Annotated in this window: 23 protein-coding genes; 4 read left to right on the top strand and 19 right to left on the bottom strand. The window is 60.5% G+C overall.

The annotated features are described in order from the left end of the window. Positions 1–77: 77 nt before the first annotated feature. Both ACOYXI_RS15005 and ACOYXI_RS15000 read left to right on the top strand, forming a co-directional pair. Positions 78–767, top strand: a complete 690-nt coding sequence (locus ACOYXI_RS15005) for an energy-coupling factor ABC transporter permease (protein WP_135296585.1) — start codon at positions 78–80, stop codon at positions 765–767. Positions 768–832: 65 nt separating this feature from the next. Then, positions 833–1048: a hypothetical protein gene (locus ACOYXI_RS15000; RefSeq protein WP_003228298.1), complete on the top strand. Its 216-nt coding sequence runs from the start codon at positions 833–835 to the stop codon at positions 1046–1048. A gap of 6 nt (positions 1049–1054) precedes the next feature. Here the strand turns inward: ACOYXI_RS15000 and yacG are convergent, their stop codons facing one another. From yacG to pilB, 5 genes are read right to left on the bottom strand one after another with little or no spacing between them, the layout of a single operon-like run. Beyond that, positions 1055–1252: a DNA gyrase inhibitor YacG gene (yacG, locus tag ACOYXI_RS14995; protein ID WP_003228296.1), complete on the bottom strand. Its 198-nt coding sequence runs from the start codon at positions 1250–1252 to the stop codon at positions 1055–1057. After that, positions 1249–1872, bottom strand: coding sequence for a dephospho-CoA kinase (coaE, locus tag ACOYXI_RS14990; protein WP_461674998.1), 624 nt, complete (start codon positions 1870–1872; stop codon positions 1249–1251). Before coaE ends, yacG begins: the two co-directional genes overlap by 4 nt. Further along, positions 1869–2741: a prepilin peptidase gene (locus ACOYXI_RS14985; protein WP_134787355.1), complete on the bottom strand. Its 873-nt coding sequence runs from the start codon at positions 2739–2741 to the stop codon at positions 1869–1871. Before ACOYXI_RS14985 ends, coaE begins: the two co-directional genes overlap by 4 nt. A gap of 1 nt (position 2742) precedes the next feature. Further along, positions 2743–3960, bottom strand: a complete 1218-nt coding sequence (locus ACOYXI_RS14980; protein WP_096795218.1) for a type II secretion system F family protein — start codon at positions 3958–3960, stop codon at positions 2743–2745. Positions 3961–3962: 2 nt separating this feature from the next. Further along, positions 3963–5663 (bottom strand): type IV-A pilus assembly ATPase PilB, encoded by a 1701-nt coding sequence (gene pilB / locus ACOYXI_RS14975; RefSeq protein ID WP_097089222.1) that lies wholly within the window; start codon positions 5661–5663, stop codon positions 3963–3965. A gap of 228 nt (positions 5664–5891) precedes the next feature. On the opposite strand from pilB, the gene ACOYXI_RS14970 reads away from it, so the two are divergent. Together ACOYXI_RS14970 and ACOYXI_RS14965 are read left to right on the top strand one after the other, a co-directional pair. Beyond that, a complete protein-coding gene (locus tag ACOYXI_RS14970) occupies positions 5892–6332 on the top strand; it encodes a pilin (protein ID WP_098965660.1) in 441 nt (146 codons plus the stop codon). 299 nt (positions 6333–6631) lie between these two features. Continuing rightward, positions 6632–6988, top strand: coding sequence for a BON domain-containing protein (locus ACOYXI_RS14965; RefSeq protein WP_025108814.1), 357 nt, complete (start codon positions 6632–6634; stop codon positions 6986–6988). A 265-nt stretch (positions 6989–7253) separates the two neighbouring features. Here the strand turns inward: ACOYXI_RS14965 and ACOYXI_RS14960 are convergent, their stop codons facing one another. From ACOYXI_RS14960 to ACOYXI_RS14895, 14 genes are all read right to left on the bottom strand, one after another. Continuing rightward, complete coding sequence (locus ACOYXI_RS14960) at positions 7254–7550, bottom strand: DUF2845 domain-containing protein (RefSeq protein ID WP_115988878.1); 297 nt, start codon at positions 7548–7550, stop codon at positions 7254–7256. Beyond that, positions 7550–10498, bottom strand: a complete 2949-nt coding sequence (locus ACOYXI_RS14955) for a DUF748 domain-containing protein (protein WP_461674997.1) — start codon at positions 10496–10498, stop codon at positions 7550–7552. Before ACOYXI_RS14955 ends, ACOYXI_RS14960 begins: the two co-directional genes overlap by 1 nt. Positions 10499–10717: 219 nt before the next feature. Further along, positions 10718–11734 (bottom strand): class I SAM-dependent rRNA methyltransferase, encoded by a 1017-nt coding sequence (locus ACOYXI_RS14950; RefSeq protein ID WP_461674996.1) that lies wholly within the window; start codon positions 11732–11734, stop codon positions 10718–10720. A 150-nt stretch (positions 11735–11884) separates the two neighbouring features. After that, positions 11885–12757, bottom strand: a complete 873-nt coding sequence (locus tag ACOYXI_RS14945; protein ID WP_461674995.1) for an oxygenase MpaB family protein — start codon at positions 12755–12757, stop codon at positions 11885–11887. Positions 12758–12808: 51 nt separating this feature from the next. Further along, complete coding sequence (gene acs, locus ACOYXI_RS14940; RefSeq protein WP_461674994.1) at positions 12809–14746, bottom strand: acetate--CoA ligase; 1938 nt, start codon at positions 14744–14746, stop codon at positions 12809–12811. Positions 14747–15008: 262 nt separating this feature from the next. After that, a complete protein-coding gene (gene pgi, locus ACOYXI_RS14935) occupies positions 15009–16673 on the bottom strand; it encodes a glucose-6-phosphate isomerase (protein ID WP_027614102.1) in 1665 nt (554 codons plus the stop codon). Positions 16674–16903: 230 nt separating this feature from the next. Further along, entirely contained in the window at positions 16904–17284 is a 381-nt protein-coding gene (gene panD, locus ACOYXI_RS14930; protein WP_003228271.1) for an aspartate 1-decarboxylase, read from the bottom strand. A 198-nt stretch (positions 17285–17482) separates the two neighbouring features. Beyond that, entirely contained in the window at positions 17483–18343 is an 861-nt protein-coding gene (panC, locus tag ACOYXI_RS14925) for a pantoate--beta-alanine ligase (RefSeq protein ID WP_135296580.1), read from the bottom strand. Continuing rightward, entirely contained in the window at positions 18340–19140 is an 801-nt protein-coding gene (gene panB / locus ACOYXI_RS14920) for a 3-methyl-2-oxobutanoate hydroxymethyltransferase (RefSeq protein ID WP_095668303.1), read from the bottom strand. The genes panC and panB overlap by 4 nt, the downstream gene beginning before the upstream one ends. Positions 19141–19538: 398 nt before the next feature. Beyond that, positions 19539–20024 carry a 2-amino-4-hydroxy-6-hydroxymethyldihydropteridine diphosphokinase gene (folK, locus tag ACOYXI_RS14915; RefSeq protein WP_461674993.1) on the bottom strand — a complete coding sequence of 162 codons (486 nt, stop codon included), beginning with the start codon at positions 20022–20024 and terminating at the stop codon, positions 19539–19541. Positions 20025–20027: 3 nt separating this feature from the next. Beyond that, positions 20028–21428, bottom strand: a complete 1401-nt coding sequence (locus ACOYXI_RS14910) for a polynucleotide adenylyltransferase PcnB (RefSeq protein WP_461674992.1) — start codon at positions 21426–21428, stop codon at positions 20028–20030. A gap of 723 nt (positions 21429–22151) precedes the next feature. Then, complete coding sequence (locus ACOYXI_RS14905; RefSeq protein ID WP_103367311.1) at positions 22152–23588, bottom strand: sigma-54-dependent transcriptional regulator; 1437 nt, start codon at positions 23586–23588, stop codon at positions 22152–22154. 22 nt (positions 23589–23610) lie between these two features. Beyond that, on the bottom strand, positions 23611–26565 hold the full coding sequence (locus tag ACOYXI_RS14900; protein ID WP_027614096.1) for a sensor histidine kinase: 2955 nt from the start codon (positions 26563–26565) through the stop codon (positions 23611–23613). Beyond that, a complete protein-coding gene (locus ACOYXI_RS14895; RefSeq protein ID WP_003176118.1) occupies positions 26549–26725 on the bottom strand; it encodes a hypothetical protein in 177 nt (58 codons plus the stop codon). Before ACOYXI_RS14895 ends, ACOYXI_RS14900 begins: the two co-directional genes overlap by 17 nt. Between the last annotated feature and the right edge of the window lie 66 nt (positions 26726–26791).

The following is a 26791-nucleotide window of genomic DNA, read 5'->3' as shown; positions in this document are numbered from 1 at the left end:
TGCATCGGCTGATGCCCGGAAGAGGGCGGTGTAGACTCCGATGAAGGAATCAAACCCATGGAGAAGGTAAGGGATTCATGATCGGTGCAGAACTGCTGTCGTCGACGAGCCTGACACTCGGCTGGTTGATTTACCTGCCGGTGTTGTTGTGGGCGATCTGTCGTGCGCCGTGGGTCGAGTTGTTCACTGACAGTCGCCGCCAGCATCTGCTGTTCGGCACTGTGTTCGCCTTGTTTCTGCTGTGGATGGTGCGCAGGGATTTCGACACCGGGGTTTCTTATCACTTCATCGGCATGACCGCCGTGACGTTGCTGCTCGACTGGCCGCTGGCGATCATCGGCGGGCTGGTGGCGCAGCTCGGGCTGGTGTTGCTCGGGCGCCAGGATCTGGCGGCGGTCGGGGTCAACGGTACGTTGCTGATCCTGTTGCCGGTGTTGATCACCGAGTGCGTGGCGATCCTCGTCGAGCGCGCCCAGCCGCGTAATCCGTTTGTGTATATCTTCTGTTCCGGGTTCTTTGCCGCAGCGTTGTCCGCATTGCTGTGTCTGACGCTGAGTCTGGGCCTGCTGTGGTACGACGGTCTGTTTGCCATGCCGGAATGGCTGGAAGATTTCATCGGCTACCTGTGGCTGCTGATCTTTCCCGAAGCCTTTATCAACGGCATGGTGATCAGCGCGCTGGTGGTGTTCAGCCCCGAGTGGCTGGAAACCTTCAACCGCACCCGCTACCTTTCGGCGCCGTGGAAGGACGACGACCCCAAGTCTTGATCCACATCAAATCCGTCATCCACGCGGCATTTCATGCTCGGCCAAATTCCTTCAGGAGCAGCGGCATGAGTGTTTACGAGTGGGCGAGGCAGGAGACCCGGCAGAGTCTGGACATGGCGCTGGAGGTGGGCTTCGATCCGGGCCTGAGTCTGCGCGCCTTGCTCAGCGCGGTGGTGCAACAGAGCAAGACGGTGCGCAACGCCGAAGACCTGGCCGACGAGTTGCGCTTTCTCGCGGAAAACCTCGACGACGATCAGGACTACGGCTTCATGCGGCCCTGATCGCGATCAGTGACGCGGGTCGAAATCGCCGGAGAACATTTCGTCTTCGGCATCCGGGGCGACCGGAATCTTGTGCTCTTCGGACGCCCAGGCGCCGAGGTCGATCAGCTTGCAGCGATCGGAGCAGAACGGGCGGAATTTGTTCTCTGGGGTGAATTCCACGGGGGCGCCGCAGGTTGGGCATTCGACGGTTGTAGGGCTCATGACTGGCCTCCGGATAAAGTCAGGTAAAAGTGATGCAGGCGCTCGACTTCGCTGTGCAACCAGGCGAGGTCGCGGTCGTTGACCACCACATCATCGGCACGGCTCACGCGGTCTTCACGGCTGGACTGGGCCTTGAGGATCGCCTGGACCTGCTGTTCGCTGGTCTGGTCACGCTGCAAGGTGCGTTCGATCTGCAGTTGTTGCGGGGCATCGATCACCAGAATTCTTTGAGTCATCGCGTACTGCCCGGATTCGATCAGCAACGGTGAAACCAGAATCGCGTAAGGCGATGTTGCCAGCCCCAGATGGTGCGCGATTTCCTCGGCGATCAACGGATGCAGCAGGGCTTCGAGCCAGCGGCGTTCTTCAGGCACTTCAAAGATCAACTTGCGCAGGGCCGCACGGTTCAGCGTGCCATCGGCTTGCAGGACACCGGAACCGAAGTGTTCAGCAATCTTCGCCAGTGCCGGGCGCCCCGGCTCGACCACCCAGCGCGCCGCGTGGTCGGCGTCGACCACATGGATCCCGAGATCGATGAAGTGCTGGGCCGCGGCGCTTTTGCCGCTGCCGATGCCGCCGGTCAGGCCGAGAATCCAGGGTTTTTCCACAGGGGTATTCATTTCAAACCGACAAACTGCCAATAGAAGTCGGTTATTTGACCACCCCAGAGCAAGGCAATCCAGCCGGCAATTGCCAGATACGGGCCGAAGGGGATCGGCGTCGAGGTTTTCTGCTCACGCAGACGTAGCAGAATCACTCCGACAATCGCCCCCACCAGCGACGACAGCAGGATTGTCAGCGGCAGAATCTGCCAGCCGCCCCAGGCCCCGAGCAGCGCCAGCAGCTTGAAATCGCCGTGGCCGATGCCGTCCTTGCCGGTCAGCAGCTTGAACAGCCAGAACACCGACCACAGCGCCATGTAACCGGCCACCGCACCCCACAACGCCGCGTGCAGCGAGACGAACAGCCCGAAACTGTTGACGATCAGCCCCAGCCACAACAACGGCAACACCAGCACATCGGGCAGCAGTTGATGTTCGGTGTCGATCAGGCTCATCGCCAGCAGCCCCCAGGTAAGGACGATCAACAGGCCCGCCGGCCAGCCGAAACCCAAATGCCAGGCAACGAATGCCGAAAGCAGGCCGCAGGCCAGTTCGGTCAGGGGATAACGTTTGCTGATGGGCGCGGCACACGCCGAACAGCGTCCGCGCAGCACCAGGTAACTGAGCAGCGGAATGTTTTCCCAAGCCCGAATCCGGTGGCCGCAGTGTGGGCACTGGGAGTGCGGCAGCATCAGGTTGTAGGTCGGCAGTGGCGTTTCGGTCGGCAGGCCGAGGACGTCCTGCGCCTGCTGGCGCCAATCGCGCTCGAGCATTCTCGGCAGGCGCCAGACCAGTACGTTGAGGAAACTGCCGACCACCAGACCCAACAGCAGGGCGGTGCACACAAAGGCCAGCGGATACAGACTGAAGAGTTCGTCGATAGGCATGTCAGATCGCTGAGCCAAGCTGGAAGATCGGCAGGTACATGGCCACGACCAGCCCGCCGACGATGACCCCGAGCACCACCATGACGAACGGCTCCATCAGGCTGGTGAGGTTGTCGACCATGTTATCCACTTCCTCTTCATAAAAGCCGGCGACCTTGTCGAGCATGTCATCCAGCGCGCCCGATTCCTCACCGATGGCGGTCATCTGCACCGCCATGTTGGGGAAGACTCCGGTGCTGCGCATGGAAAAATTCAGCTGCATGCCGGTGGCGACGTCCTGACGGATGCGCAGCACCGCGCGTTTGAACACCACGTTACCGGTGGCACCCGCCACCGAATCCAGTGCCTCCACCAGCGGTACGCCAGCGGCAAAGGTAGTCGACAGGGTGCGGGCGAATCGCGCCACCGCCGATTTGTACATCAGCGTGCCCACCAGCGGCAGCTTCAGCAGCCAGGTGTCTTTGCGGTCGCGCAAGGCCTGGGATTTCTTCAGCGCATGGCGGATGCCGAACACCGCAGCAATCAGCGCACCAAGCACCGCCCACCACCATTGCTGCATGAACTCCGAGATACTGATCACCATCAGGGTGAAGGCCGGCAATTCGGCGCCGAAGCCGGAAAATACCGACTGAAACTGCGGCACCACTTTTACCAGCAGAATCCCGGTAACGACCATTGCCACCAGCACCACGGCGCTGGGGTAGGTCAGGGCTTTCTTGATCTTGGCCTTGAGCGCTTCGCTTTTTTCCTTATAGGTCGCGACCCGCTCAAGCAACGTATCGAGGGCGCCGGATTGCTCGCCGGCATCCACCAGGTTGCAATACAGCTCATCGAAATACTGCGGTTTCTTGCGCAGTGCGGCGGCGAAGCTGTTGCCGGCGGCCACTTCCTGCTTCACCTCGTCTACCAGTTTGCGCATCGCCGGGTTGTCGAAGCCTTCGCCAATGATGTCGAACGACTGCAGCAGCGGTACGCCGGCTTTCATCATGGTTGCCATCTGCCGGGTGAACAGGGCGATGTCCTGGGCCTTGATGCGTTTGCCGAGGCTGAGCAGGGAGGTGGATTTCTTCCGTACCTTGCCCGGATTGATTCCTTGCTTGCGCAGTTGGGCCTTGATCAGCGCGGGGTTCTGCCCGCTCAACTCGCCCGTGACTTTGCTGCCTTTGCGATCCGTGCCTTCCCAGGCGTAGATGCTGATTTTCGCTGCCTTGACCGCCATGTTCAGTCCTTGGTGACCCGGTTGATTTCTTCCAGGCTGGTGATGCCTTGCATGGCCTTGTGCAGGCCCGAGGTGCGCAGGTCGTCGAAGCCGTCGCGACGCATCTGGCTGTCGATTTCCAGCGAATTGCCTTCGGCCATGATCAGCCGTTGCAGGTCAGGGGTGTTTTTAACCACTTCGTAAATCCCCACGCGTCCCTTGTAGCCGCCGTTGCAGAGGTCGCAACCGACCGGCTCATAGATCGTGAAACTGCCGATCTGTTCCGGCGGGAAACCTTCCTTGATCAGCGTTTCGCGGGGGATCTCGATCGGTTTCTTGCAGTGGCTGCACAGCTTGCGCGCCAGGCGCTGGGCGATGATCAGGCTGACCGAGGTGGCGATGTTGAACCCGGGAATGCCCATGTTGTGCAGACGGGTCAGGGTTTCGGCGGCGCTGTTGGTGTGCAGCGTGGACAGCACCAGGTGGCCGGTCTGCGCGGCCTTGATCGCGATTTCGGCGGTTTCCAGGTCGCGGATTTCCCCGACCATGATCACGTCCGGATCCTGCCGCAGAAACGAACGCAGGGCCTGAGCAAAATCCAGCCCCTGTTTCGGATTGACGTTGACCTGGTTGATGCCTTCCATGTTGATTTCCACCGGGTCTTCGGCGGTGGAAATGTTGATGTCGACGGTGTTGAGGATATTGAGGCCGGTGTACAGCGATACGGTTTTCCCCGAACCCGTTGGCCCGGTTACCAGAATCATCCCTTGAGGCTGCTTGAGCGCTGCCATGTACAGTTCTTTCTGCGCCGGTTCGTAACCCAATGCATCGATGCCGATCTGCGCGCTGGACGGGTCGAGAATCCGGATCACCACTTTTTCGCCCCACAGGGTCGGCAAAGTGTTGACCCGGAAGTCGATGGACTTGGTCTTCGACAGGCGCATCTTGATCCGCCCGTCCTGGGGTTTGCGGCGCTCCGAGATATCCAGGCTGGCCATGACTTTCAGGCGTGCGGCGATTCGCCCGGCCAACTGGATCGGCGGTTTGGCCACCTCGCGCAGGATGCCATCGGTGCGCACCCGCACCCGGAAGGTCTTTTCGTAAGGTTCGAAGTGCAGGTCAGAGGAGCCACTCTTGATCGCGTCGAGCAGCATCTTGTGCACGAAGCGCACGACCGGCGCGTCATCGGCGTCGAGTCCGCCGATGGCGTCCTGGCGGCTGTCGTCGACGGACTCGACATCCACGCCGTCGAGATCGACGTCGGCCATTTCTTCGAGGCCGCTGGCGTGGGTGTCGAAGAATTTCTCGATGGCCTCGGTGAGCTTGTCGTCCTCCACCAGAATGGCTTCGGTGCTCAGCCCGGTGCTGAACTGAATGTCATTGATCGCCTGATGATTGCTCGGGTCGGAAATGCCCACGAACAGCTTGTTGCCACGCCTCCACAAGGGCAGGGCGTGATGCTGTCGCACCAGTTTTTCACTGACCAGGCCTTTGGGCTGGGTTTCCTTGTCCAGGCAATTGAGGTCCATGAAGGCCATGCCGAAATGCTCGGAAGCGATCTCGGCCACCTGTGAGCTCTTCACCAGTTTGTTCTGCACCAGGTAGCTGACCAGCGACAGCCGATTGCGCTGCGCCTGTTGCCAGGCCTGCTGGGCGCTTTTTTCCGTAAGCAGTTCGGCCTGCACCAATTGCTTGGCCAGACCGCTCAGAGCGATGTCATTCATGGGGATTCCGGATGCTGACAGTTCATGACTTATAGCCTAGTCAAGTGACAGCGCCAAACACGCCCGGTACAGGTGACAAAAAGTGTCAGATAGTGCGGTTACGGGTTGTAGGAAAGCGCGACACGGCACCTTTATGCCGAGCGTGCGGGGTCTGCAAGCGGTTGGCACGGCCTATGCTGAGCCCTTTGCAGATCATGAGATTCCGACTCATGCATGGAGAGCCTGTCTATGAACAACCAAAAAGGTTTCACTCTGATCGAGCTGCTGATCGTGGTAGCGATCATCGGGATTCTGGCGACGATTGCCCTGCCGCAATACACCAAGTATCAGGCACGCTCGAAAGTCACTGCCGGGCTGGCGGAAATCAGCGCGCTAAAAGTGCCTTTCGAGGACACCATTAATCAAGGTACGGACCCGACGCTGACGCTGGTGGCAGGTAGCGCGTCGTTTACTACCACCAATTGCGGCACCGTGACCGCGTCCGGCACGGCGTCGACTGGCGCGGGGACCATCGTCTGCACCTTGGCCAACGCCCCGGCTCCAGTGCTGGGCAAAACCATCACGCTGACTCGTTCTTCGGGGACCGGCTCGGCGGCGGGTGTCTGGAGCTGCGCTTCGACGGTGAACGCCGACTACGCGCCTAAGGGTTGCCCAGGCAGCGGTGCCTGATTGACTCGACAAGCGTCACCGGATGCCCCGCTTTGCGGGGCATTTTTTTGTCTTTTGACGCTGGAAAAAAGCTTCAAGAATTTCAGCGTGTTAGGAACTTTCCGAAAAGCCGCAACTTGCATGTCGATAATGCACTTGTCATGCAAATTGCATGATTCCGAAAATTTGCTTAATTCATAACTCATTGATTTAAAAGGATTTATTGTCTTTCGAAAAGTTGGCACAGCCTTCGCAATATACCCAGTAACCCTGCTGACAAGACAACCAGCAGACTTTCCAGAAAAACAGGAGTTACTCGTATGAAGAAGTTCGCTATCACTGCCGCTGCTGCTACCGCGCTGACCCTGACCATGGCTTCCGGTGCTTTCGCACAATCCACCCAGGCTACTCAGGCTCCAATGACTCTGGCTGCTGGTGAAATGACCAAGGCTAAAGAAGCTACTTCCGATACCTGGATCACTACCAAAGTCAAAAGCGACCTGGTAACCGAAAAAGGCATCCCAGGTACCGATATCAAAGTTGAAACCAACAAAGGCGTTGTATCCCTGTCCTCCACTGTTGCAGTGACCGAGGCTCAGAAAACCACCGCCGTGGCTATCGCCAAGAAAATCAAAGGCGTCAAAGCGGTCTCCGCTGACGGCCTGAAAGCCGAGTAAGGCATGACTTCTCGCCTGGACCGGGAGAAGGCGCGACAGACGGGCCGAGCAATACGTCTGCCGCAACTTTAGAGTTCATGCGAACGGTCACACGGATGTGACCATTACGGGCCCCGGCACTTGTGTCGGGGCCTGTTCTATTTCAGGGGCACCACAAAACAATTGTAGGAGTGAGCCTGCTCGCGATAGCGGTGTGTCAGATTGAGAAATCTGCTGACTGACACACCGCTATCGCGAGCAGGCTCACTCCTACAGGGGGGGTGAATTAATTACCGCGCTTGCTGTTGATCTGCCGCAGACGATTGCCTTCAAAGCGCAGATATTGATACATGCCGTTGCTCGGGCCGTAGGTCCATTCCTCGACCTGAAATTCTTCGCGGCGGTTGGCGCTGCGCTTGTAGCCGAGGACGTCGCGGCTTACCGGTTCGCCGCACTTCTGCAGCACTTCGCTGGCGCGGTCACCGAGGCTGACCAACTGGCTGCCACAGCGCAGCGTGTCGGAGGCCAGCGCAGGGCTGCCAGCGAGCAGCAGCGTCAACGCAGCCAGCCATTTGCGCTTCATCATTCGGCGTCCAGATGCATTTGCGTCACGACCCGACCATCGCTTTCGGCCTCGCCAAGGTTAGCGTCGATGAAGTACACCCGATCATCGGCCAGTTGACCTTTGTCGACCAGATAGTCCTTGATGCTGCTGGCGCGTTCCTGACCCAACTGCCGCAGCAGCACATCGCTGGAACTCCAGAACTTGATCACACCATCACGCATTTTCGCCGTGCGTTCTTCTTTGCCCAGATCTTTCCATTCGGCCGGTGGCTGAGTTTTCAGACGGGTACGGTAGATGCCTTCGAGCAGCGGGCCTTTCTCGCTGTCCGGCACTTGCAGCAGGGACGCCTGGGCCGGCACCTTGTCGCCCCGGCGCTGGAGCATCTTGTAGTAGTTGTACTGGTATTCGCGCTCCAGACGCTGCTCGGCAATCAACGGGCCGTCGCTGCTCTGTGCGGCAGTGCCTTCGATTTCCAGACGCAGGGCTGGACGTTCCTTGAGGGCTTGGGACAGTTTATCCAGCGCTGCTTCTGCATCCTTGCTCAAATCGCTTGAGCCCGCAGCAAAGGACACGGTACCGAGGTCTTCGGAGCCGCCACCGTTGATCAGCCCGCCAATCATCTTGAACGGTGCGGCGGCGGCCTTGACGATCAGGTTGCGCAGGGTCTGCCAGACAATCGGCATCACGCTGAACTGCGGGTTGTTGAGGTCGCCGGTCACTGGTAGTTCGATGGAGATCTTGCCGTCTACGTCCTTGAGCAGGGCAATCGCCAGTTTCAGCGGCAGGCTCACGGCATCCGGGCTGTCGACTTTTTCACCGAGTTGCAGTTGCTCGACCACCACTTTGTTTTCAGCCTTCAACTGGCCCTTGGTGATCAGGTAATGCAGGTCGAGGTTGAGCCGGCCCTTGCGGATGCGGTAACCGGCGAACTTGCCGGAATACGGGGTCAGGGTAGTCAGCTCGACGCGTTTGAAACTGGTGGCGATGTCGAGGCTGGCCATCGGGTCGAACGGATTGACCGCGCCTTTGATGGTCACCGGGGCATAGCGGTCGACCTTGCCCTTGATGTCGACGCTGGCCGGTTTCGCCTGACGGCTGTCGATGGTGCCGATCTGGCCGTTGAGCTGTTGAACCGCCGTAGCGAAATTCGGCGTCAGGCTGAAGTCGGCGAAGTTGGCCGAGCCGTCGTTGATCGCAATCGCGCCGATGTGAATGCCCAGTGGTTTGTCTTTACTGGCCGGTTTCGCCGCTGCGGTTTTCGCACCATTGTCGGCGGGCTGCGGGATCAGCAGGTCGTCGATGTTGGTGGTGCGGTCATCGTTGATCATGAAACGCACATAGGGCTGGAACAGGTTGACCTTGTCGATCGACAGGCTGTCACCGTGTTGATAGTTGATGCCTTCCACCACCACTTGCTGCCACTTGAGGAAGTCGCGGGTTTTCAGGGTGTCGAGGGTGTGCAGTTGATCGATCTGCGCGCGCCCGGTCACGCCGAGTGCCAGGGGGGCGGTGCTCTTGAGGTTGACCTTGAGGTCGCTGCCGAGCATGCCGCTGCGCAGCTCAAGGCGAATGAACGGATTGATGTAGGACTGTGCAACCCGCAGGTCGATGTCCTGGGTTTTCACATTGAGCTGGGCGGTGACCGGCGCGAGGTTGACCACGCCATCGGCGTTGATCTTGCCTTGTTTGCCCAAGCCGCTGTCGAGCCTGACCTTGAAGGGCGAACCGTTGAGGCTGTCGAAATCCTGCAGATCAATGTTCAGCGGCGTCACATCCAGCGCCACCGGCGGGTTGGCCGAACGGTCGGCGAGATGCACGGTGTAGTTGCGTAGCTGGACGTCTTTGAGCAGCACTTGCCAGGGCTTGCTCGGCGCGGCCGGCGCTTTCGGCGAGTCGGCGGCGGCCGGAGTGGTCTTGGGTTCGGCGGCGGCCTTGGCGGCAGGTTTCGATGGCTGGCTGGCGAACAGTTTCTGCCAGTCGAGCTGGCCGTCGGCTTCGAGCGCAGCCCAGGTTTCCAGTTTGTTGCTGCGGATCTTGCCGACCACTACTTGCTGTTTGGCCAGGTCCAGCGAGGTTTCGCTGACGTCGAGGCGTTCGAGTTTTGCCAACGGACGCCCGTCCGGCGCCTTGATCGCGAACGGCGCAATGCTCACCGCGACGTTGTTCAACAGCAGTTCGGTTTCTTTCGACAGATTCAGTTTGTACTCGGTGCTGAGATTCAGCACGCCGTCTTCGAGTACCAGCGGCAGCGCGTCACGCACGTAGGGCCAGAATGACTTCATCTTGCCGTCGGTGACTTTCAGTGTGCCTTCGGAGGTGAACGGGATCAGGCTGAAGTTGCCCTTCCAGTCGATCTGCCCACCGGCCGGGCCGGCGGCGACCAGGGTCATGTCGGCGTTGTCGTCGGGCAGAGTGCTGAGGTTTTTCAGCTCGAAGTCGAGCTTGTCGTAGATGAACTCGATCGGTTCACTCGGACGGGCGTCCTGGAAATGTACATTGCCACCGGCCAGCTGGATGCGATCGATGCGCAGCGGGAACGGCTTGGCATTCGGATCGGCCGGGGTCGGTTCGCTGGCGGGAATTTTGAACAGGCCCAGCAGATTGAGCTGGCCGTCCTTGGCGAAGAGGATTTCGGTCTTGGGCTTGTCCAGCTCGATATCGGCCAGGTGCAGCGCTTTGGTCCACAGGCTGTCGAGTTGCAGGTTGGCATACAGCCGCTCGAAGCCGACCTGCTCCTTGCCCGGCTCACCGACGACCAAGCCCCACAGGGTGACTTCCAGGCTGAACGGATTGAGTTCGATGCGCTGGATATGCGCCGGCACCGTGGCGTAGTTCGCCAGTTGCTGGTTGGCGATACGCAGGGCGATGCCTGGCAAAATCAGAAACCCCAGCAGGCTGTAGAGGGCCAGAGCAGTCAACAAGGCGCCAATCGCGCGAATCAATCCTTTGGGCATGTGCGGCTTCATCTCTGAATCGGAGTGCCTTGGAGTATGGCACGCGATTCTGGTTCCGAAGTACCTCGTGGGGGGCAGGATTGTTCAGATTGTTCTGTAGGACCAAGACACTGTGGGAGCGAGCTTGCTCGCGAAAGCGGCGGATCAGTCGAGAAATATGCTGACTGACGCGCCGCCTTCGCGAGCAAGCTCGCTCCCACATTGGATGGTTGCCAGTCCCGCAGGGGGGGGTTACAACTGCAGGATCAGGGTTTTCAGCGGTGGCTGTTGGTCCAGCGACGGGAAATCCGCGCCCGGAGTCATCACGCTCCATTCGCGCACCGGTCGCCCGGCCTTCTCTGCACAACGCAGGACCTGTTCGCGCCAGTCGTCCATGCTGACCTTCGCCAGATTGTTGCAGCAGATCAGCACGCCGTTGTCAGCGGTGGTCAGCAGCGCCGGCTTGAGCAGGCTCTGATAGTCGCGCAGCAGGTCGACGGTGCCGAACGCACTCTTGGCCCAGGCCGGTGGATCGAGCAGCACCAGATCGTATTGACGCTGGTCGAGGCGCTGATAGCTCGGCAGTTTCTGCCCGCGCCGCTGGCTGATCGGCAGGCCGGCGAGCTGACGGATCGCCGGGAAGTAATCGGACTGGATGAATTGCATCTCGGGCAATTGCGGGTTGAGCAGGCCGTTTTCTCGGCCGACTGCCAGATTGCCTTCGGCGAAGTCGAGGTTACACACCTCGCGCGCGCCACCGGCAGCGGCACTCAGGCCGACGCCACAGGTGTAGGCAAAGAGGTTGAGCACACTTTTGCCCTTGGCGTGATCCTTGACCCAGCCGCGAGTGTTGCGCAGGTCGAGAAACAGCAGCGGATCCTGCCCGGCATGTCGCCCGCGCACGCGATAGTTCAGGCCCCATTCGTGACCGACCAGATCCGCCAGCGCGGCGGCGTCAGCTTTGTAGACGCTGTCTTCGCGGTCGATGCGCGAGTTGCCCCGGGAGCGGTCGTTGTAGACCAGCAGGGTGTCAAAGCCCAGGGTCTGATTGACTATGGCGTGCAGTTGCAGCAGGTCGTCACGCTCCAGCGTCTGGTGAAAACTTTGCACCAGCAATTGCGGACCGTAGCGGTCGACGGTCAGGCCACCGGCGCCTTCCTGGCTGCCGTGGAACAGCCGGTAGCAATCGGTGCCCTGGCTGTGCAGCTCAGCGAGCAGGTCCTGGCGTTTGTCGAGGGCGGCGCGCAGCGCCTGATTCAAGGAAGACATGCGTGCGCCTTGCTGATGAGAATTGAGGCGCGGGAGTTTAGCAGTTTGGCGGGCAACCGAGGTGCTTCCATCGCGAGCAGGCTCACTCCTACAAGGGATCAGTGTTGCGCAGGAAGGTCCCTGTAGGAGTGAGCCTGCTCGCGATGCTTTTCAGGTCAGAATTCCCATCCGCCGCTGTGCCCGCTGCACCGAGCCATTGCGCATCGCCCAGCGCAGCATCGGCGCACTGCGCTTCACGCTGGCTCGGATCAACTGGCGTTGCAGCGGGTTCTGCCGTATGCCGAACATGGCGCTGGCCCAGTCCGGCAACAGATCGATGCCGGCCTTCATCATCAAGTCGCCAAACGGTCGGGCCAGCACGCTCGGTGCCGGGGCATCGAGCAGCAGGCGCAGGACTTCGCGGCTGCGCTCATCACAGAGCAGTTGCGGGCGCATGCATTGCAGATAGTCAGCCACGGCCTGCCGCGATTTCGGCACATGCCGCGCACCCAGGCGCTCGGCGACCACGGCGATTTCAGCGTAGTAACGATCCTGATCCGCCGCCGACAATTGCGGATTGCGGTAACGCAAATGCGCGGCGAGGAAGTTGCTGACTTCGGCCACATGCACCCAGGTCAGCAGGTCCGGATCGCTGGCCGCATACGGCCGGCCATCCGGCGCGGTACCGACCACTTGCAGGTGAATGGCGCGCACTTTGTCGATCAGCCATTCGGCGTCGCGGCGCGAGCCGAAGGTGGTGCCGGAGACAAACTGACTGGTGCGGCGCAAACGTCCGAGCATGTCCTGACGAAAATTCGAATGATCCCAGACCCCGGCCAGCGCCAGCGGATGCAGGGCTTGCAGCAACAACGCGCTGATGCCGCCGATCAGCATGCTGCTGAAATCGCCGTGCACTTGCCAACTGATCGAGTCCGGGCCGAACAGCCCGGGATCGCCCTTGGGATTTTCCAGGTCAAGCTGACCGAGCGACAGCCCGGTCAGGCTCATGAGTTGCTGTTCGATACGGCTGCGGATGAATTCCATGACAACTCATTGCGGGTGGACGGGCGCGGCCGGTTGACCGCGCCGGGGACGTTACTGATTCAGGCGTTTGTCGATCAAGCCTTGTACTACGCTCGGATCGGCCAGGGTCGAAGTGTCGCCGAGGCTATCGAGTTCGTTGCAGGCAATCTTGCGCAGGATCCGCCGCATGATCTTGCCTGAACGGGTTTTCGGCAAGGCCGGTGCCCACTGGATCAGGTCCGGTTTGGCGAAGCTGCCGATTTCCTTGCTGACGTGGGCCAGCAATTCTTTCTTCAGCTCATCGCTCGGTTCGACGCCGTTCATGGGGGTGACGAAGGCGTAGATGCCCTGGCCTTTGACGTCGTGCGGGTAACCGACCACGGCCGCCTCGGCGATGCTGTCGTGCAGCACCAGCGCGCTTTCCACTTCGGCGGTGCCGATGCGGTGGCCGGAGACGTTGATCACGTCATCGATGCGTCCGGTGATCCAGTAGTCGCCGTCCTCGTCACGGCGTGCGCCGTCGCCAGTGAAGTAATAGCCGGGGTAGGGTTTGAAATAGGTGTCGACCATCCGTTGCGGGTCGCCGTAGACGCTGCGGATCTGCGCCGGCCAGCTGGATTTGATCGCCAGCACGCCGCTGCCGGCGCCTTTGATTTCCTTGCCGTGCTCGTCGAGCAGCACTGGTTGCACACCGAACATCGGCTGCGTGGCGCAACCCGGCTTGATTCGTTGCGCACTGACCAGCGGGCTGAGCATGATGCCGCCGGTTTCGGTCTGCCACCAGGTATCGACAATTGGGCAGCGCTGCTCGCCGACCACGTTGAAATACCATTCCCACGCTTCCGGGTTGATTGGCTCACCGACACTGCCGAGTAATCTGAGGCTGGCGCGCGACGTTTCCTGCAACGGCCCGGCGCCTTCGCGCATCAACGCGCGCAGGGCGGTCGGCGCGGTGTAGAAAATGTTGACGTGGTGTTTGTCGATCACCTGCCAAAAGCGCGAGGTGCTCGGATAACTTGGCACGCCTTCGAAGATCAGCGTGGTCGCGCCGTTGGCCAGCGGGCCGTAGACGATGTAGCTGTGGCCGGTCACCCAGCCGACGTCGGCGGTGCACCAGAACACCTCGCCATCGCGGTAATCGAGCACGTATTTGAAGGTCATCGCCGCTTGCAGCAGGTAGCCGCCAGTGGTGTGCAGCACGCCCTTGGGTTTGCCGGTGCTGCCGGAGGTGTAAAGGATGAACAGCGGATCCTCGGCATCCATTGGCTCCGGCGGGCAGTCATCGCTGACGTCACGCACGGCCTGGTGATACCAGAGGTCACGGCCTTCGACCCAATCGACTTTGCCTTGGCTGCGCTCGACTACGACGACGGTGCTGACGTCCGGACAACTTTGCAGGGCCTTGTCGACGTTGTGCTTGAGTGGCACGAACTTGCCGCCGCGTACGCCTTCATCGGCGGTGATCACGGTGCGGCAGTCGGCATCGAGAATGCGGTCACGCAAGGAGTCCGGGGAGAAGCCGCCGAACACCACCGAGTGAATCGCGCCGATCCGCGCGCAGGCGAGCATGGCGTAGGCCGCCTCGGGGATCATCGGCATGTAGATGCACACCCGATCACCTTTTTTCACCCCACGGCTTTTCAGCACATTGGCCAGGCGGCAGACATGATGGTGGAGTTTTTTGTAGGTGATCTGCGCTGATTCGGCCGGGTCGTCACCTTCCCAGAGGATCGCAGTCTGCTCGCCGCGCTGGGCGAGGTGACGGTCGATGCAGTTGTAACTGACGTTCAGTTGGCCGCCGGCAAACCAGGACGCTTCACCGGTTTTCAGGTCGTAGCGCTGCACGGTCTGCCACGGTGTGCTCCAGTCAAGGAAGCGCGTGGCCTGTTCGGCCCAGAAGGCGCTGGGGTGTTCAATGGATTCGCGGTACAGACGCTTATAGTCGTCCTGACTCAACTGCGCAGCCCGGCGGACGGCATCGGCTTTGGGGAACGTGCTGATATCGAACATGACGGTTCCTTATTCTTGTTGTGCGAAGAATAAAGATGCGCCGAGAGGGCCAAGGGTTCAAGCCGCATCAGGAATCTGATGTTTGAGCCTGATTTTGAATACACCCTAAAACAACTGTAGGAGTGAGCCTGCTCGCGATCGCGGTGTGTCATTCAACATCAATGCTGATTGACACCCCGCGATCGCGAGCAGGCTCACTCCTACAAGGGATTTTTTGCCCACAGGATCCGGGGAACCAAAACCTGTGGGCCGCACTATCAAATCACCCGCGGTGACGACCGCGGAAGTAGTTGATCAGGCCCTGGGTAGAAGCATCGTCAGCGACGGTTTCATCGCTGCCGACCAGACGGTTGTAAACGCCTTTGCCCAATTCCTTGCCCAGTTCCACGCCCCACTGGTCGAAGGCGTTGATGCCCCAGACCACGCTCTGCACGAACACTTTGTGCTCATACATGGCGACCAGCGCGCCGAGACGACGCGGGCTGATACGCTCGACCACAATGGTATTGCTCGGGCGGTTGCCCGGGATCACCTTGTGCGGTGCGAGTTTGTGCACCTGCTCTTCGCTCATGCCTTTTTCGCGCAGTTCGGCTTCGGCTTCCGGCAGGGTCTTGCCGAGCATCAGCGCCTGGCTCTGCGACAGGCAGTTGGCATACAGCCACTGATGGTGATCGGAGACCGGGTTGAAGCTGACGATCGGCACGATGAAATCGGCCGGGATCAGTTGGGTGCCCTGGTGCAGCAACTGGTGATACGCGTGTTGACCGTTGCAGCCGACGCCACCCCAGATCACCGGGCCGGTATCGGTCGACACCGAGGTGCCGTCCTGACGCACGCTCTTGCCGTTGGACTCCATGTCCAGCTGTTGCAAGTGCTTGGTGATGTTGCGCAGGTAGTGGTCGTACGGCAGGATCGCGTGGCTTTGCGCGCCCCAGAAGTTGCCGTACCACACGCCGAGCAGGGCCAGCAGCACCGGCATGTTCTGTTCGAACGGTGCGCTCTGGAAATGCTGGTCCATGGTGTAGGCACCGGACAGCAGTTCCTTGAAGTTGGACATGCCGATGGCCAGGGCAATCGGCAGACCGATGGCCGACCACAGCGAGTAACGACCGCCGACCCAGTCCCACATCGGGAAGATGTTTTCTTCACGGATGCCGAACGCAACGGCCGCGGCGTTGTTGCTCGATACCGCGATGAAGTGGCGATACAGCTCGGCTTCCGAACCACCCTGAGCCAGATACCAGGCGCGTGCGGCCTGAGCGTTCTTCAGGGTTTCGAGGGTGTTGAAGGATTTCGACGAAACGATGAACAGTGTGGTTTCGGCGCGCAACTTTTGCGTCAGTTCGTGGAACTCACTGCCGTCGATGTTCGCCAGGTAGTGGCAACGCACGCCTTTCTGCGCGTAGGACAACAGCGCTTCGGAGACCAGCTCCGGGCCGAGGAACGAACCACCGATGCCGATGTTGACCACGTCAGTGATCGGCTTCTCGGTGTAACCACGCCACAGGCCGTCGTGGATGCGGCCGACCAGATCCGTGATCTGGTTCAGCACCTTGTGCACTTCCGGCATCACGTTGACGCCGTTGACCGATAGCTTGTCGCCGACCGGACGGCGCAGGGCGGTGTGCAGCGCCGGGCGGCCTTCGGAGGCGTTGACGATTTCGCCGTCGAACAGCGCTTTGATCGCGCCTTTCAGATCGACTTCATTGGCCAGACCCACCAGCAGGTTGCGGGTTTCGGCGTTGATCAGGTTCTTCGAATAATCGAGAAACAGTCCGCAGCTGCTGAGCGTGAATTGATTGAAGCGCTGCGGATCGGCGTTGAAGGCTTCGCGCATGCTGAAATCCTGCATGGCTTGGCGGTGATCTTTCAACGCCTGCCAGGCAGGCAGAGCGGTAACGTCATGAGGAGTGCGGTAGTACGCCATCGCTGCGGTTTTCCTTTTTACTTGAACGGCCTTTTGAACACAGAACAGACCGATACGCCATGTTTGGGCGAGGGTCAAATGCGTCGACACGATTTTTCAACGCAGGGCGAATACAGTAAACCTCGCGCTGCGATCTGTCTTGACTTCTTCTGACCTGTTCCCTGTACTTTTTTAACATCAATACCGGGAACTGGCCGACCAACGGAAGGGGAGTGGCGCGTCGAAGCGGCTCAGGCCACCTGAACCGGAATGGCGTTGCTGGTGTGGCTGAGCTCGTTGCCCGGCGCCATGTACAGCATGCGCGGCTTGAAATTCAGCAGTTCCGCTTCGCTGTAATGGGCGTAGGCGCAAATGATCACGCGGTCGCCGACCTTGGCTTTATGCGCGGCTGCGCCATTGACCGAAATCATCCGCGAACCCTCTTCGCCACGAATCGCGTAGGTGGTGAAGCGCTCGCCATTGTCGACGTTATAGATCTGGATCTGCTCGTACTCACGGATGCCGGACAAGTCCAGCCACTCGCCATCAATGGCGCAGGAACCTTCGTAATCGAGTACCGCATGAGTGACTTCGGCGCGGTGCAGTTTGGCCTTGAGCATGATGGCGTGCATGAGGGATTTCCCGGGTTGGAAGCAAACGGCGGGCAGTGTGCCCGAAGGCTTTGGGGGCGGCAATATGGTCTGTGTGGACACCAGAAACCAATGTGGGAGCGGGCTTGCTCGCGAATGCGGTGTGTCAATCAACCTATCTGCTGAATGATGCACCGCATTCGCGAGCAAGCCCGCTCCCACAGGGGTATTGCGGTGTTTTTAGACTGGGCTATCGAGGTTCAGGTGCAGGTTGTCGATCAACCGCGTGGTGCCGAGGAACGCGGCCACCAGAATCACCAGATCGCGGTCTTCTGCCGTCGCCGGACGCAAGGTCAGGGCATGACGGATTTCCAGGTAATCCGGACGCAGGCCGGCGGCTTCCAGCTGTTGCACCTGGGCTGCGATCAGCGCCGGAAAATCACGCTCACCTTGTTTGATCGACTCGGCAATCGCGCTCAGGGTGCGATAGACCACCGGGGCCACGGCACGTTGATCTTCGCTGAGGAAGCCGTTGCGCGACGACAGCGCCAGGCCATCGGCCGCACGCACGGTGGGTTCGCCTATGATCTGGATTGGCATGTTCAGGTCATGCACCAGCGCGCGGATCACCGCCAGTTGCTGGAAGTCTTTCTGGCCGAAGATCGCCAGATCCGGCTGAACCATGTTGAACAGCTTGCTGACCACCGTCGCCACGCCTTCGAAGTGCCCCGGACGGCTAGCGCCGCACAGGCCTTCGGACAGTTGCGGCACGCTGACCCGGGTCTGCCCGGCCATGCCGTCGGGGTACATCTCTTCGACGGTCGGGGCGAACAGCAAGTGGCAGCCGGCTTGCAGCAGCTTCTCCTGATCCGCCGCCAGGGTGCGCGGGTACTTGTCGAGGTCTTCGCCGGCGCCGAACTGCAGCGGGTTGACGAAAATGCTCGCGACCACGAAGTCCACGCGCTGCGTGGCTTTGGTGATCAGCGCGACATGGCCGCTGTGCAGGTTGCCCATGGTCGGCACGAAGCCGATGCGCTTGCCTTCACTGCGGGCGCGGGCCACGGCGGCGCGCAGTTCGCGTACGGTTTTAACGGTGTTCATGCAGAGAATCCGTGTTCGATCCCAGGGAAAGTAACGCCTTTGACTTCGTTGACGTAGGCCTTCAGTGCGGACTGGATGCTGTCCTGACCCTGCATGAAGTTCTTGACGAATTTCGGCACGCGGCCGGTGATCGACAGGCCGAGCATGTCGTGCAGCACCAGTACCTGGCCGTCGGTATCGCTACCGGCGCCGATGCCGATGACCGGAATCTTCACGGCCTGGCTGATTTCGGCGGCCAGTTCGCTCGGCACGCATTCCAGCAGCAGCATGGCTGCGCCGGCCTGTTCCAGCGAGATCGCGTCGGCACGCATCTGCCGCGCCTGGTTCTCGTTGCGGCCCTGCACTTTATAGCCGCCAAGAATGTTCACCGCTTGTGGGGTCAGGCCCATGTGCGCGCAGACCGGCACACCGCGCTCGGCCAGCAGGCGGATCGACTCCGCCAGCCACAGCGCACCTTCGACCTTGATCATGTGCGCGCCGGCCTGCATCAGCGTGGCGCTGTTGGTCAGGGTTTGTTCGATAGTGGCGTTGGCCATGAACGGCAGGTCAGCCAGGATCAGGGCGTCGGTGTTGCCGCGTTTGACGCAGGCGGTGTGGTAGGCCATTTCTGCGATGGTCACCGGCAAGGTGCTGTCGTGCCCTTGCAGAACCATGCCGAGGGAGTCGCCCACCAGCAGCACTTCGACACCGGCCTCGTTGCAGGCGTGGGCGAAGGTCGCGTCATAGCAGGTCAGCATGGTGATCTTTTCACCTTTCTGCTTGAGGCTCTGGAGCGTGGTCAGGGTGATGGCTGGCATGTAAAAAATCCTCGTTCAGGCGCTCTGGAAACTACTGCGAGTAACGCGCGTGATTCTTCGTCTACTCAGGCGCACGCTCTTTTGTCGTGCTTATAAGGCCTGGATTGCGCCCGTATGTGCCGGGTTGGCGGCAGCGGGACGCCTATAGTCGTGAGGAGCCAAGCGGAAGTCAATTGCGTGTGTTACCGCATTGTTACGAGGGGAGTGTTACCGGCGTTACTGATGCGATTCAGCGGCGCGGCGGGGCTGATTGGCGGGTTTTTTGTCCGACAAAAAATCAGAATTGGAATACTCGATGTGGGAGCGGGCTTGCTCGCGAAAGCGGTGGGTCTGTTGACTGATTGAGTGACTGACACGACGCTTTCGCGAGCAAGCCCGCTCCCACAGGAGGTGTGGTTTCAAGCGTGCGCGAGGCGTTCGAGGCCTACGAACGGGCAGGCGGCGAGCAGATCGGACAGCGCGCGGCCATCGGCCAGGCGCAGGTCTGCGGGAGCCAGTTCGGCCAGCGGATACAGAACGAACGCCCTTTCCTGAATCTGATAATGCGGGACTTTCAGGCGTGGCTCGTCGATAAGCCGATCGCCGAACAGCAGGATATCCAGATCCAGCGTACGCGGCCCCCAACGTTCCAGGCGCTCGCGACCCTGATCGTTTTCGATCGCTTGCAGCGCATCGAGCAGATCGAGCGGCGCGAGATCACTGTCGAGGGCGGCGACCGCGTTGGTGTAACGCGGTTGTCCCGGCAGCAGTGAATCGCTCTGATAGAACGCCGAAACACCAGCAAGGGACGTCTGCGGCAATTGCCCCAGCGCGTTGAGCGCGCTGCGCAATTGTTCGGCCGGGTCAGCGAGGTTGCTGCCCAGGCCGATATAGATGCGTTCCATGCCTTATTCGCCCGAGGCGCTCGGAGCTCCGGCGCGCTTGCGCTTGGAACCGCTGCTGCGGCGACGTTTGCGCGGCGCGCCGCTGGCGTCATCGCCCTTGCCGCTGAGTTCGCGAATCATGTCGCGACGTTCGCTGTCGTTGGCGTCCTGATAGTCCGTCCACCATTCGCCCAGACTGTCGGTCTGCTCGCCAGCGCTTTCACGCAGCAGCAGGAAGTCGTAACCGGCGCGGAAGCGTGGATTGTCCAGCAGCAGGTCGGCGCGTTTGCCGCTGCGGCGTGGCAAGCGTTCCTGCATGTCCCAGATTTCGCGGATCGGCATGGTGAAGCGCTTTGGAATGGCGATGCGCTGGCACTGCTCGGCGATCAGCTCGTGCGCACCTTCCTGCATCGCCGGAATCGGCGGCATGCCACGCTCTTGCAGACGCAACACGCGGGCCGGCAGGGCAGGCCAGAGCAGGGCGGCAAACAGGAACGCCGGGGTTACCGGTTTGTTCTGCTTGATGCGCAGGTCGGTGTTGGTCAGCGCTTCGCTGATCAGCGTGTGGGTGTATTCCGGGTTGTGCTCCAGTGCGTCGGCACTGGCCGGGAACAGCGGGGCGAACAGTTGCAGATCGACCAGCATCTCGAACGTGATCGCGCCATGGCCGGAGAGGAACAGCTTGAGCACTTCCTCGAACAGGCGGGCCGACGGAATTTCGCGCAGCATCGGCGCCAGTTCGCGAATTGGCTGCACGGTGTGTTTTTCGATGCCGAAATTCAGCTTGGCGGCGAAACGTACGGCTCGCAGCATGCGCACCGGGTCTTCCTGGTAACGCTGCTTCGGATCGCCGATCAGGCGGATCAGGTGATTGCGGATGTCGTGTACGCCGTTGGCGTAATCGAGAATGCGCTCGCTGACCGGATCGTAATACAGGGCGTTGATGGTGAAGTCGCGGCGTTGCGCGTCTTCTTCCAGGGTGCCGTAGACGTTGTCACGCAGAATCCGCCCGCTCTCGTTGCGCGAAGACTGGTTGCTGTCCTCGTCGTCTTCATTGACCGGGTGATTGGCGCGGAAGGTCGCGACTTCAATGATTTCGCGACCGAAATGGATATGCACCAGTTTGAAGCGGCGACCGATGATCCGCGCATTGCGGAATTCGGCACGGACTTGCTCGGGGGTGGCGCTGGTGGCGACGTCGAAGTCCTTGGGCGTGATGCCCAACAGCATGTCACGCACGCAACCACCGACCAGATAGGCCTGGTAGCCGGCGCCCTGCAAGCGTTCGACGATATTGACCGCATAGCGGCTGAATTGCCCCTTCTGCAGCGAATGTTGGCCGCTGTTGAGCACTTCAGGGGTGCTGCGGATGTGTTGCGTACGACGCACGGGAGTTCGGAATGACTGGAACAGCTTCTTCAGCATGGGATGCACTGTTTGAAGGAATGTTCGGCCATACCAAAGAATGACCGCATGATGGGCGCAGATTCTAGCATTTAGTCGGGGGATGGTGTAGGACGCAGCGGATTTGCGCTGTAAGTCGCAGGCTAAAGGCTTTGGGGGCGGGTTTTTGCGGGGGGGAAGAAACTACAAGGGGAGCCGAAGCTCCCCCAGAAGTAGTTGCGTGCTCTTTTTATTATTGATTCGGGCTTCTTGTTTTTGTTGAGTGCCCTCGCCATGAAGCTTTTCCTTCATGACCCTCCCAATCGGGAGCCAAGAGCAAACGGATTGCTTTGGTCGCTGTGTTGCAGTGATCTTGCGATCCAACCAGTACAGGCTCTGTCTTAGGACAGTTTTTGTTGTTCTCGGCCTGGTCGTGGGGCTAGCCCCAAATACAACGCCTCTCCAAAAGAATCAGTTAGCTGCGCCTCTCGCCGTCTTGTTTTTATTGTGCGTGAGTCGATTCGTCTTATTTTTATTGTCTTGTGCATTGCTTGTTATTGTTCTTGTACCAAACATATAGCAGGTGCCGTGCCAACTTTTGCGAAGCCCAATAAAACAAGGGGTTAGGTCGATATAACGGTTTTCTCGGGGCGAAAAAAAGCCGGGGTTTCGTTACCGATAACCCCGGCTTCTGTTACGTGAAAGGACTGAGGTAACAGTTTTTTCACATCTTCAAGCGTTACGCGCACACTCGACAGGTAACGTTCAGCTCTCGCTGGCGACCCCGGTCTTGCGCCGTGGAATGCCCAGGCGCTGACGGCGTTCCCACAGGCACTTGCGGCTGACGCCCAGTTTGCGCGCCAGTTCGGTCTCGGTCATGTGGTCCTGATGCTCAAGAACGAAGTGCTGGAAGTAATCTTCCAGCGACAGGTCTTCCGTCGGCTCATGGCTGCTGTTGCTGGTGTTACCTGCGGTTTGCGCAGGCAAGCCGATGAACTCGTCGTCTTCCAGATCGCTCAACTCGATGTCGATGCCCAGCAGGTCGGCAGAGATTTCCGGGCTTTCGCTCAGGATCACTGCGCGCTCGACTGCGTTTTCCAGCTCGCGCACGTTACCCGGCCAGGAATAGTGCCGGATGGCCTGTTCGGCATCGGCGGCAAATTTCAGGTCGGTACGGTTGATGCGCGCACTCTGGCGAGCGAGGAACGCGGTGGCGATTTCGTTGACGTCGGCGCCACGTTCACGCAGGGCCGGCAATTTCAGGGCAATCACGTGCAGGCGGTAATACAGGTCTTCGCGGAACTGGCCGATTTTCGCCAGGCTCTTGAGGTCGCGGTGGGTCGCGGCGATCAAGCGCACATCGACTTTTTGCGACTGCACCGAACCCACACGGCGAATCTCGCCTTCCTGCAGCACGCGCAGCAGGCGGGCCTGGGCTTCCAGCGGCAGTTCGCCGATCTCGTCGAGGAACAGCGTGCCGCCGTCCGCCGCTTCCACCAGACCGGCGCGACCGGCGCTGGCGCCAGTGAACGCGCCTTTTTCGTGGCCGAACAGTTCGGACTCGATCAGGCTTTCCGGGATGGCTGCGCAGTTCACCGAAATCATCGGTGCCTTGGCACGCTTGGACAGGTTATGCAGGGCGCGGGCCACCAGCTCTTTACCGGTGCCGGACTCGCCCTGGATCAGGACATTGGAATCGGTCGGTGCGACCTTGCGGATCTTGCTGTACAGATCCTGCATCGGCGGGCACGAGCCAATGATGCCGATCTCGCCGTTGCTGTTGTCGACAGACGACTTGCCGCTGCCATTGGCTGCTTTGCCGGCAGGCACTTCGCCGGCGGCAGGCGTCGACTGGTGATCACGCAGGATCCGTGCGACGGCCTGGAGCATTTCATCGTGATCGAAAGGCTTGGCGATGTAGTCCACCGCGCCCATCTTCATCGAGTCGACCGCCGAGCGCAGGCTGGCGTAGCTGGTCATGATCAGCACCGGTTTGCCCTGGCCAAGCTTGATCAGCTCTGTGCCGGGGGCGCCAGGCAGGCGCAGGTCGCTGACGATCAGATCGAATGTGGGAATACTGAAGCGTTCTTGTGCTTCCTGCACAGAACCGGCTTCGCTGACCTGATACTGGTTACGTTCCAGCAGGCGGCGCAAGGCGGAGCGGATAATGGTTTCGTCTTCGACGATCAAAATGTGCGGCATTGATTCGATACTCTCGACGGTCTCAGTTCACAGCGGACGTCGCTTCGACATGACGCGGTAAGGTCACCCGGATACGGGTGCCGCGCTGGCTTTGTACATCAGCCGGGCTGTCGATGGTGATTTGTCCATAATGCTCTTCAACGATGGAATAGACCAGTGCAAGGCCCAGACCGGTACCTTCACCCGGATCCTTGGTGGTGAAGAAAGGTTCGAACAATCGGTCCATGATGTTCTGCGGAATACCACTGCCTTCGTCTTCGACGATCAGATCGACCGTGTGTTCGCCGGCTTCACTCTTGACCCGTACGGCGCTGTGCGGCGGCGAGGCGTCGCGGGCATTGGAGAGCAGATTGATCAGCACCTGGGCGAGGCGCTGCGGATCGCCTTCGACCCAGTGATCGGGGTCGCACAGGTTGTAGAACTGCACTTCGAAGTTGCGCCGGTTCAGCGCCAGCAGGCCAATTGCATCCTGCGCGACTTCGGCCAGACAGACGGGTTCGTCGCTGTGCTGGTGGCTGCCGGCGTGGGCGAAGCTCATTAGCGACTGCACAATGCGCGACACGCGCTTGGTCTGTTCGAGAATCTGCCCGCTGATTTCCGTCAGTTCGCCATCTTCTTCACGCTCTTCGCGCAGGTTCTGCGCCAGACAGGCGATACCGGTGATCGGGTTGCCGATTTCATGGGCCACACCCGCCGCCAGTCGGCCGATGCTCGCCAGACGCTCGGAGTGCACCAGTTTGTCTTCAAGCATTTGGGTTTCGGTCAGGTCTTCCACTAGCAGCACCAGGCCGCTGTTGCCCGGGGCCAACGGCTCATCGATCGCTGCTTTGTGCAGATTGAGCCAGCGGGTCTGGCCGTCTAGGGCCAGGTGCTGCTTGTGCAAATGTTCATCGGGCAGGTTGATGAAGCCTTGCAGCAATTGCTTCCACGGATTGGCGATGGTGCTCAGGCGCGAACCCACCACCCGTTGCGCGGCGATGCCGGTGAGTTCTTCCATGGCCTTGTTCCACATCAGGATCTCTTGATCCTTGGCCAGCGAGCAGACGCCCATTGGCAGTTCCTGCAGGGTCTGGCGGTGGTAGCGGCGCAAGGCGTCGAGCTCAGCGGCCAGCCCGGTGAGGCGCGAGTGGTAGTCCTCGAGGCGGCTTTCAATGAAGTGGATGTCTTCGGTTACGTAGTTCTCGCCGCCAGCCTTGTACGGCAGGAAGGTTTCGACCATGTCCTGCGCCACGCTCGGGCCCATCAGGCCGGAGAGGTTGGCTTCGATGCGGTCGCGCAAGCGGCGCAAGGCATAAGGACGGCGTTCGTCGAACGGCAGATAGAGGTCGCGCAGGGCCTGCTCGACTTCTTTCTGCGCCGCCTTGGCGCCTAGCGGTTTGGCCAGTTGCGTAGCGAACTCCTGGGGCGAGGCGGCGTGCAGTTCACGACGTTGCGGACGGCGCACGTTATCCACCGCGCAGGCTTCGGCGGCGCTGGCTTCTTCAGGGCTGGCGTTGGTGAACAGAGAGATCAGGGTGAACATCAGCACGTTGGCCGCCAGCGAGGCGATCGCCGCCATGTGCCAGCTGGTGTCGTCCAGCACGTAGATCATGTTCAGCAGTGGAATGTAGAAACCCTGCAGGTTGCCGACCAGCGGCAACAGCATGGTCACCACCCACACCAGTATCCCCGCCAGCAAGCCGGCGATAAAGCCGCGACGGTTGGCGGTCGGCCAGTACAGCACCGAGAGCACGCCGGGCAGGAATTGCAAGGTTGCAACGAAGGCGACGATGCCGAGGTTGGCCAGGTCCTGTCCGGCGCCGAGCATCAGGTAAAAGCAGAAACCGGCCATGATGATCGCAACGATCAGCGCCCGGCGGGTCCACTTCAGCCAGCGATAGATATTGCCTTCGGCCGGCGGCTGATAGAGCGGCAGCACCAGATGGTTCAGCGCCATGCCCGACAGTGCCAGGGTGGTGACAATGATCAAGCCACTGGCCGCTGACAATCCGCCGACGTACGCCAGCAAGGCCAGCGGTTTGCTGTTGGCGGCAATGCCGATGCCGAGGGTGAAGTATTCCGGATCGGTGGTGGCGCCGAGCTTCAGGCCGGCCCAGAGAATCAACGGCACCGCCAGACTCATCAGCAACAGGAACAGCGGCAGGCCCCAACTGGCACTGACCAGCGAGCGCGGGTTGAGGTTTTCGGTGAAGGTCATGTGGTACATGTGCGGCATCACGATCGCCGAGGCGAAAAACACCAGCAACAGCGTGCGCCACGGCCCTTCCTGCAGCGGCGTGTGCAACGCGGCGAGGGCGGTCTGGTTTTGCAGCAGCCACAGTTCAAGCTGTTGCGGGCCGTCGAACACGCCGTACAGCGCATAGAGGCCGACGCCGCCGAGGGCTATCAGTTTGATCACCGATTCGAAGGCAATCGCGAACACCAGCCCTTCGTGTTTCTCGCGGGTGGCGATATGCCGGGAGCCGAAGAAGATCGTGAACAGAATGATCAGCGCACAGAACGCCAGCGCGACGCGGCTCTGGATCGGCTCGCCGGTGAGGATGCCGATGGAGTCGGCCACCGCCTGAATCTGCAACGCCAGCAGCGGCAGTACGCCGATCAGCATGAAGATCGTGGTCAGTGCGCCGGCCCAGGTACTGCGGAAGCGGAAGGCGAACAGATCCGCCAGCGACGACAGTTGATAGGTGCGGGTGATTTTCAGGATCGGATACAGCAGCACCGGCGCCAGCAGAAACGCGCCGGACACCCCGAGGTAACTGGAGAGAAAGCCGTAGCCGTACTGATAGGCCAGGCCCACGGTGCCGTAAAACGCCCACGCACTGGCGTAGACCCCCAGCGACAGGGTGTAGGTCAGCGGGTGGCGAATGATCGCTCGCGGGATCATGCCCCGTTCGCTGATCCAGGCGACGCCGAACAGCACCGTCAGGTACGCGGCGCTGACCAGGATCATCTGGGTCAGGCTAAAGCTCATCGGCATCTTTTTGGCTCTGCAGGATGAAGGTCACGACAATCAGGATCAACCAGAGCAGATACGGCCGATACCAGGCGCCCGTGGCGTCGATCCACCAATCCATGATGGCTGGCGAAAACAGATAGATTCCCACGACCAGAAGCAGGACCAAGCGATAGATGTACATCCCGGCCTCTCTTTTTTATGCGCGTGCCCGAAAACGTGCGGCGATGGTAACGGATGGGCGCGCCAC

The sequence above is a fragment of the Pseudomonas sp. G3-19 genome (assembly GCF_054855875.1).
The sequence above is the reverse complement of the archived record's forward strand: the minus strand, read 5'-3'. Positions and strand labels throughout refer to the sequence as shown.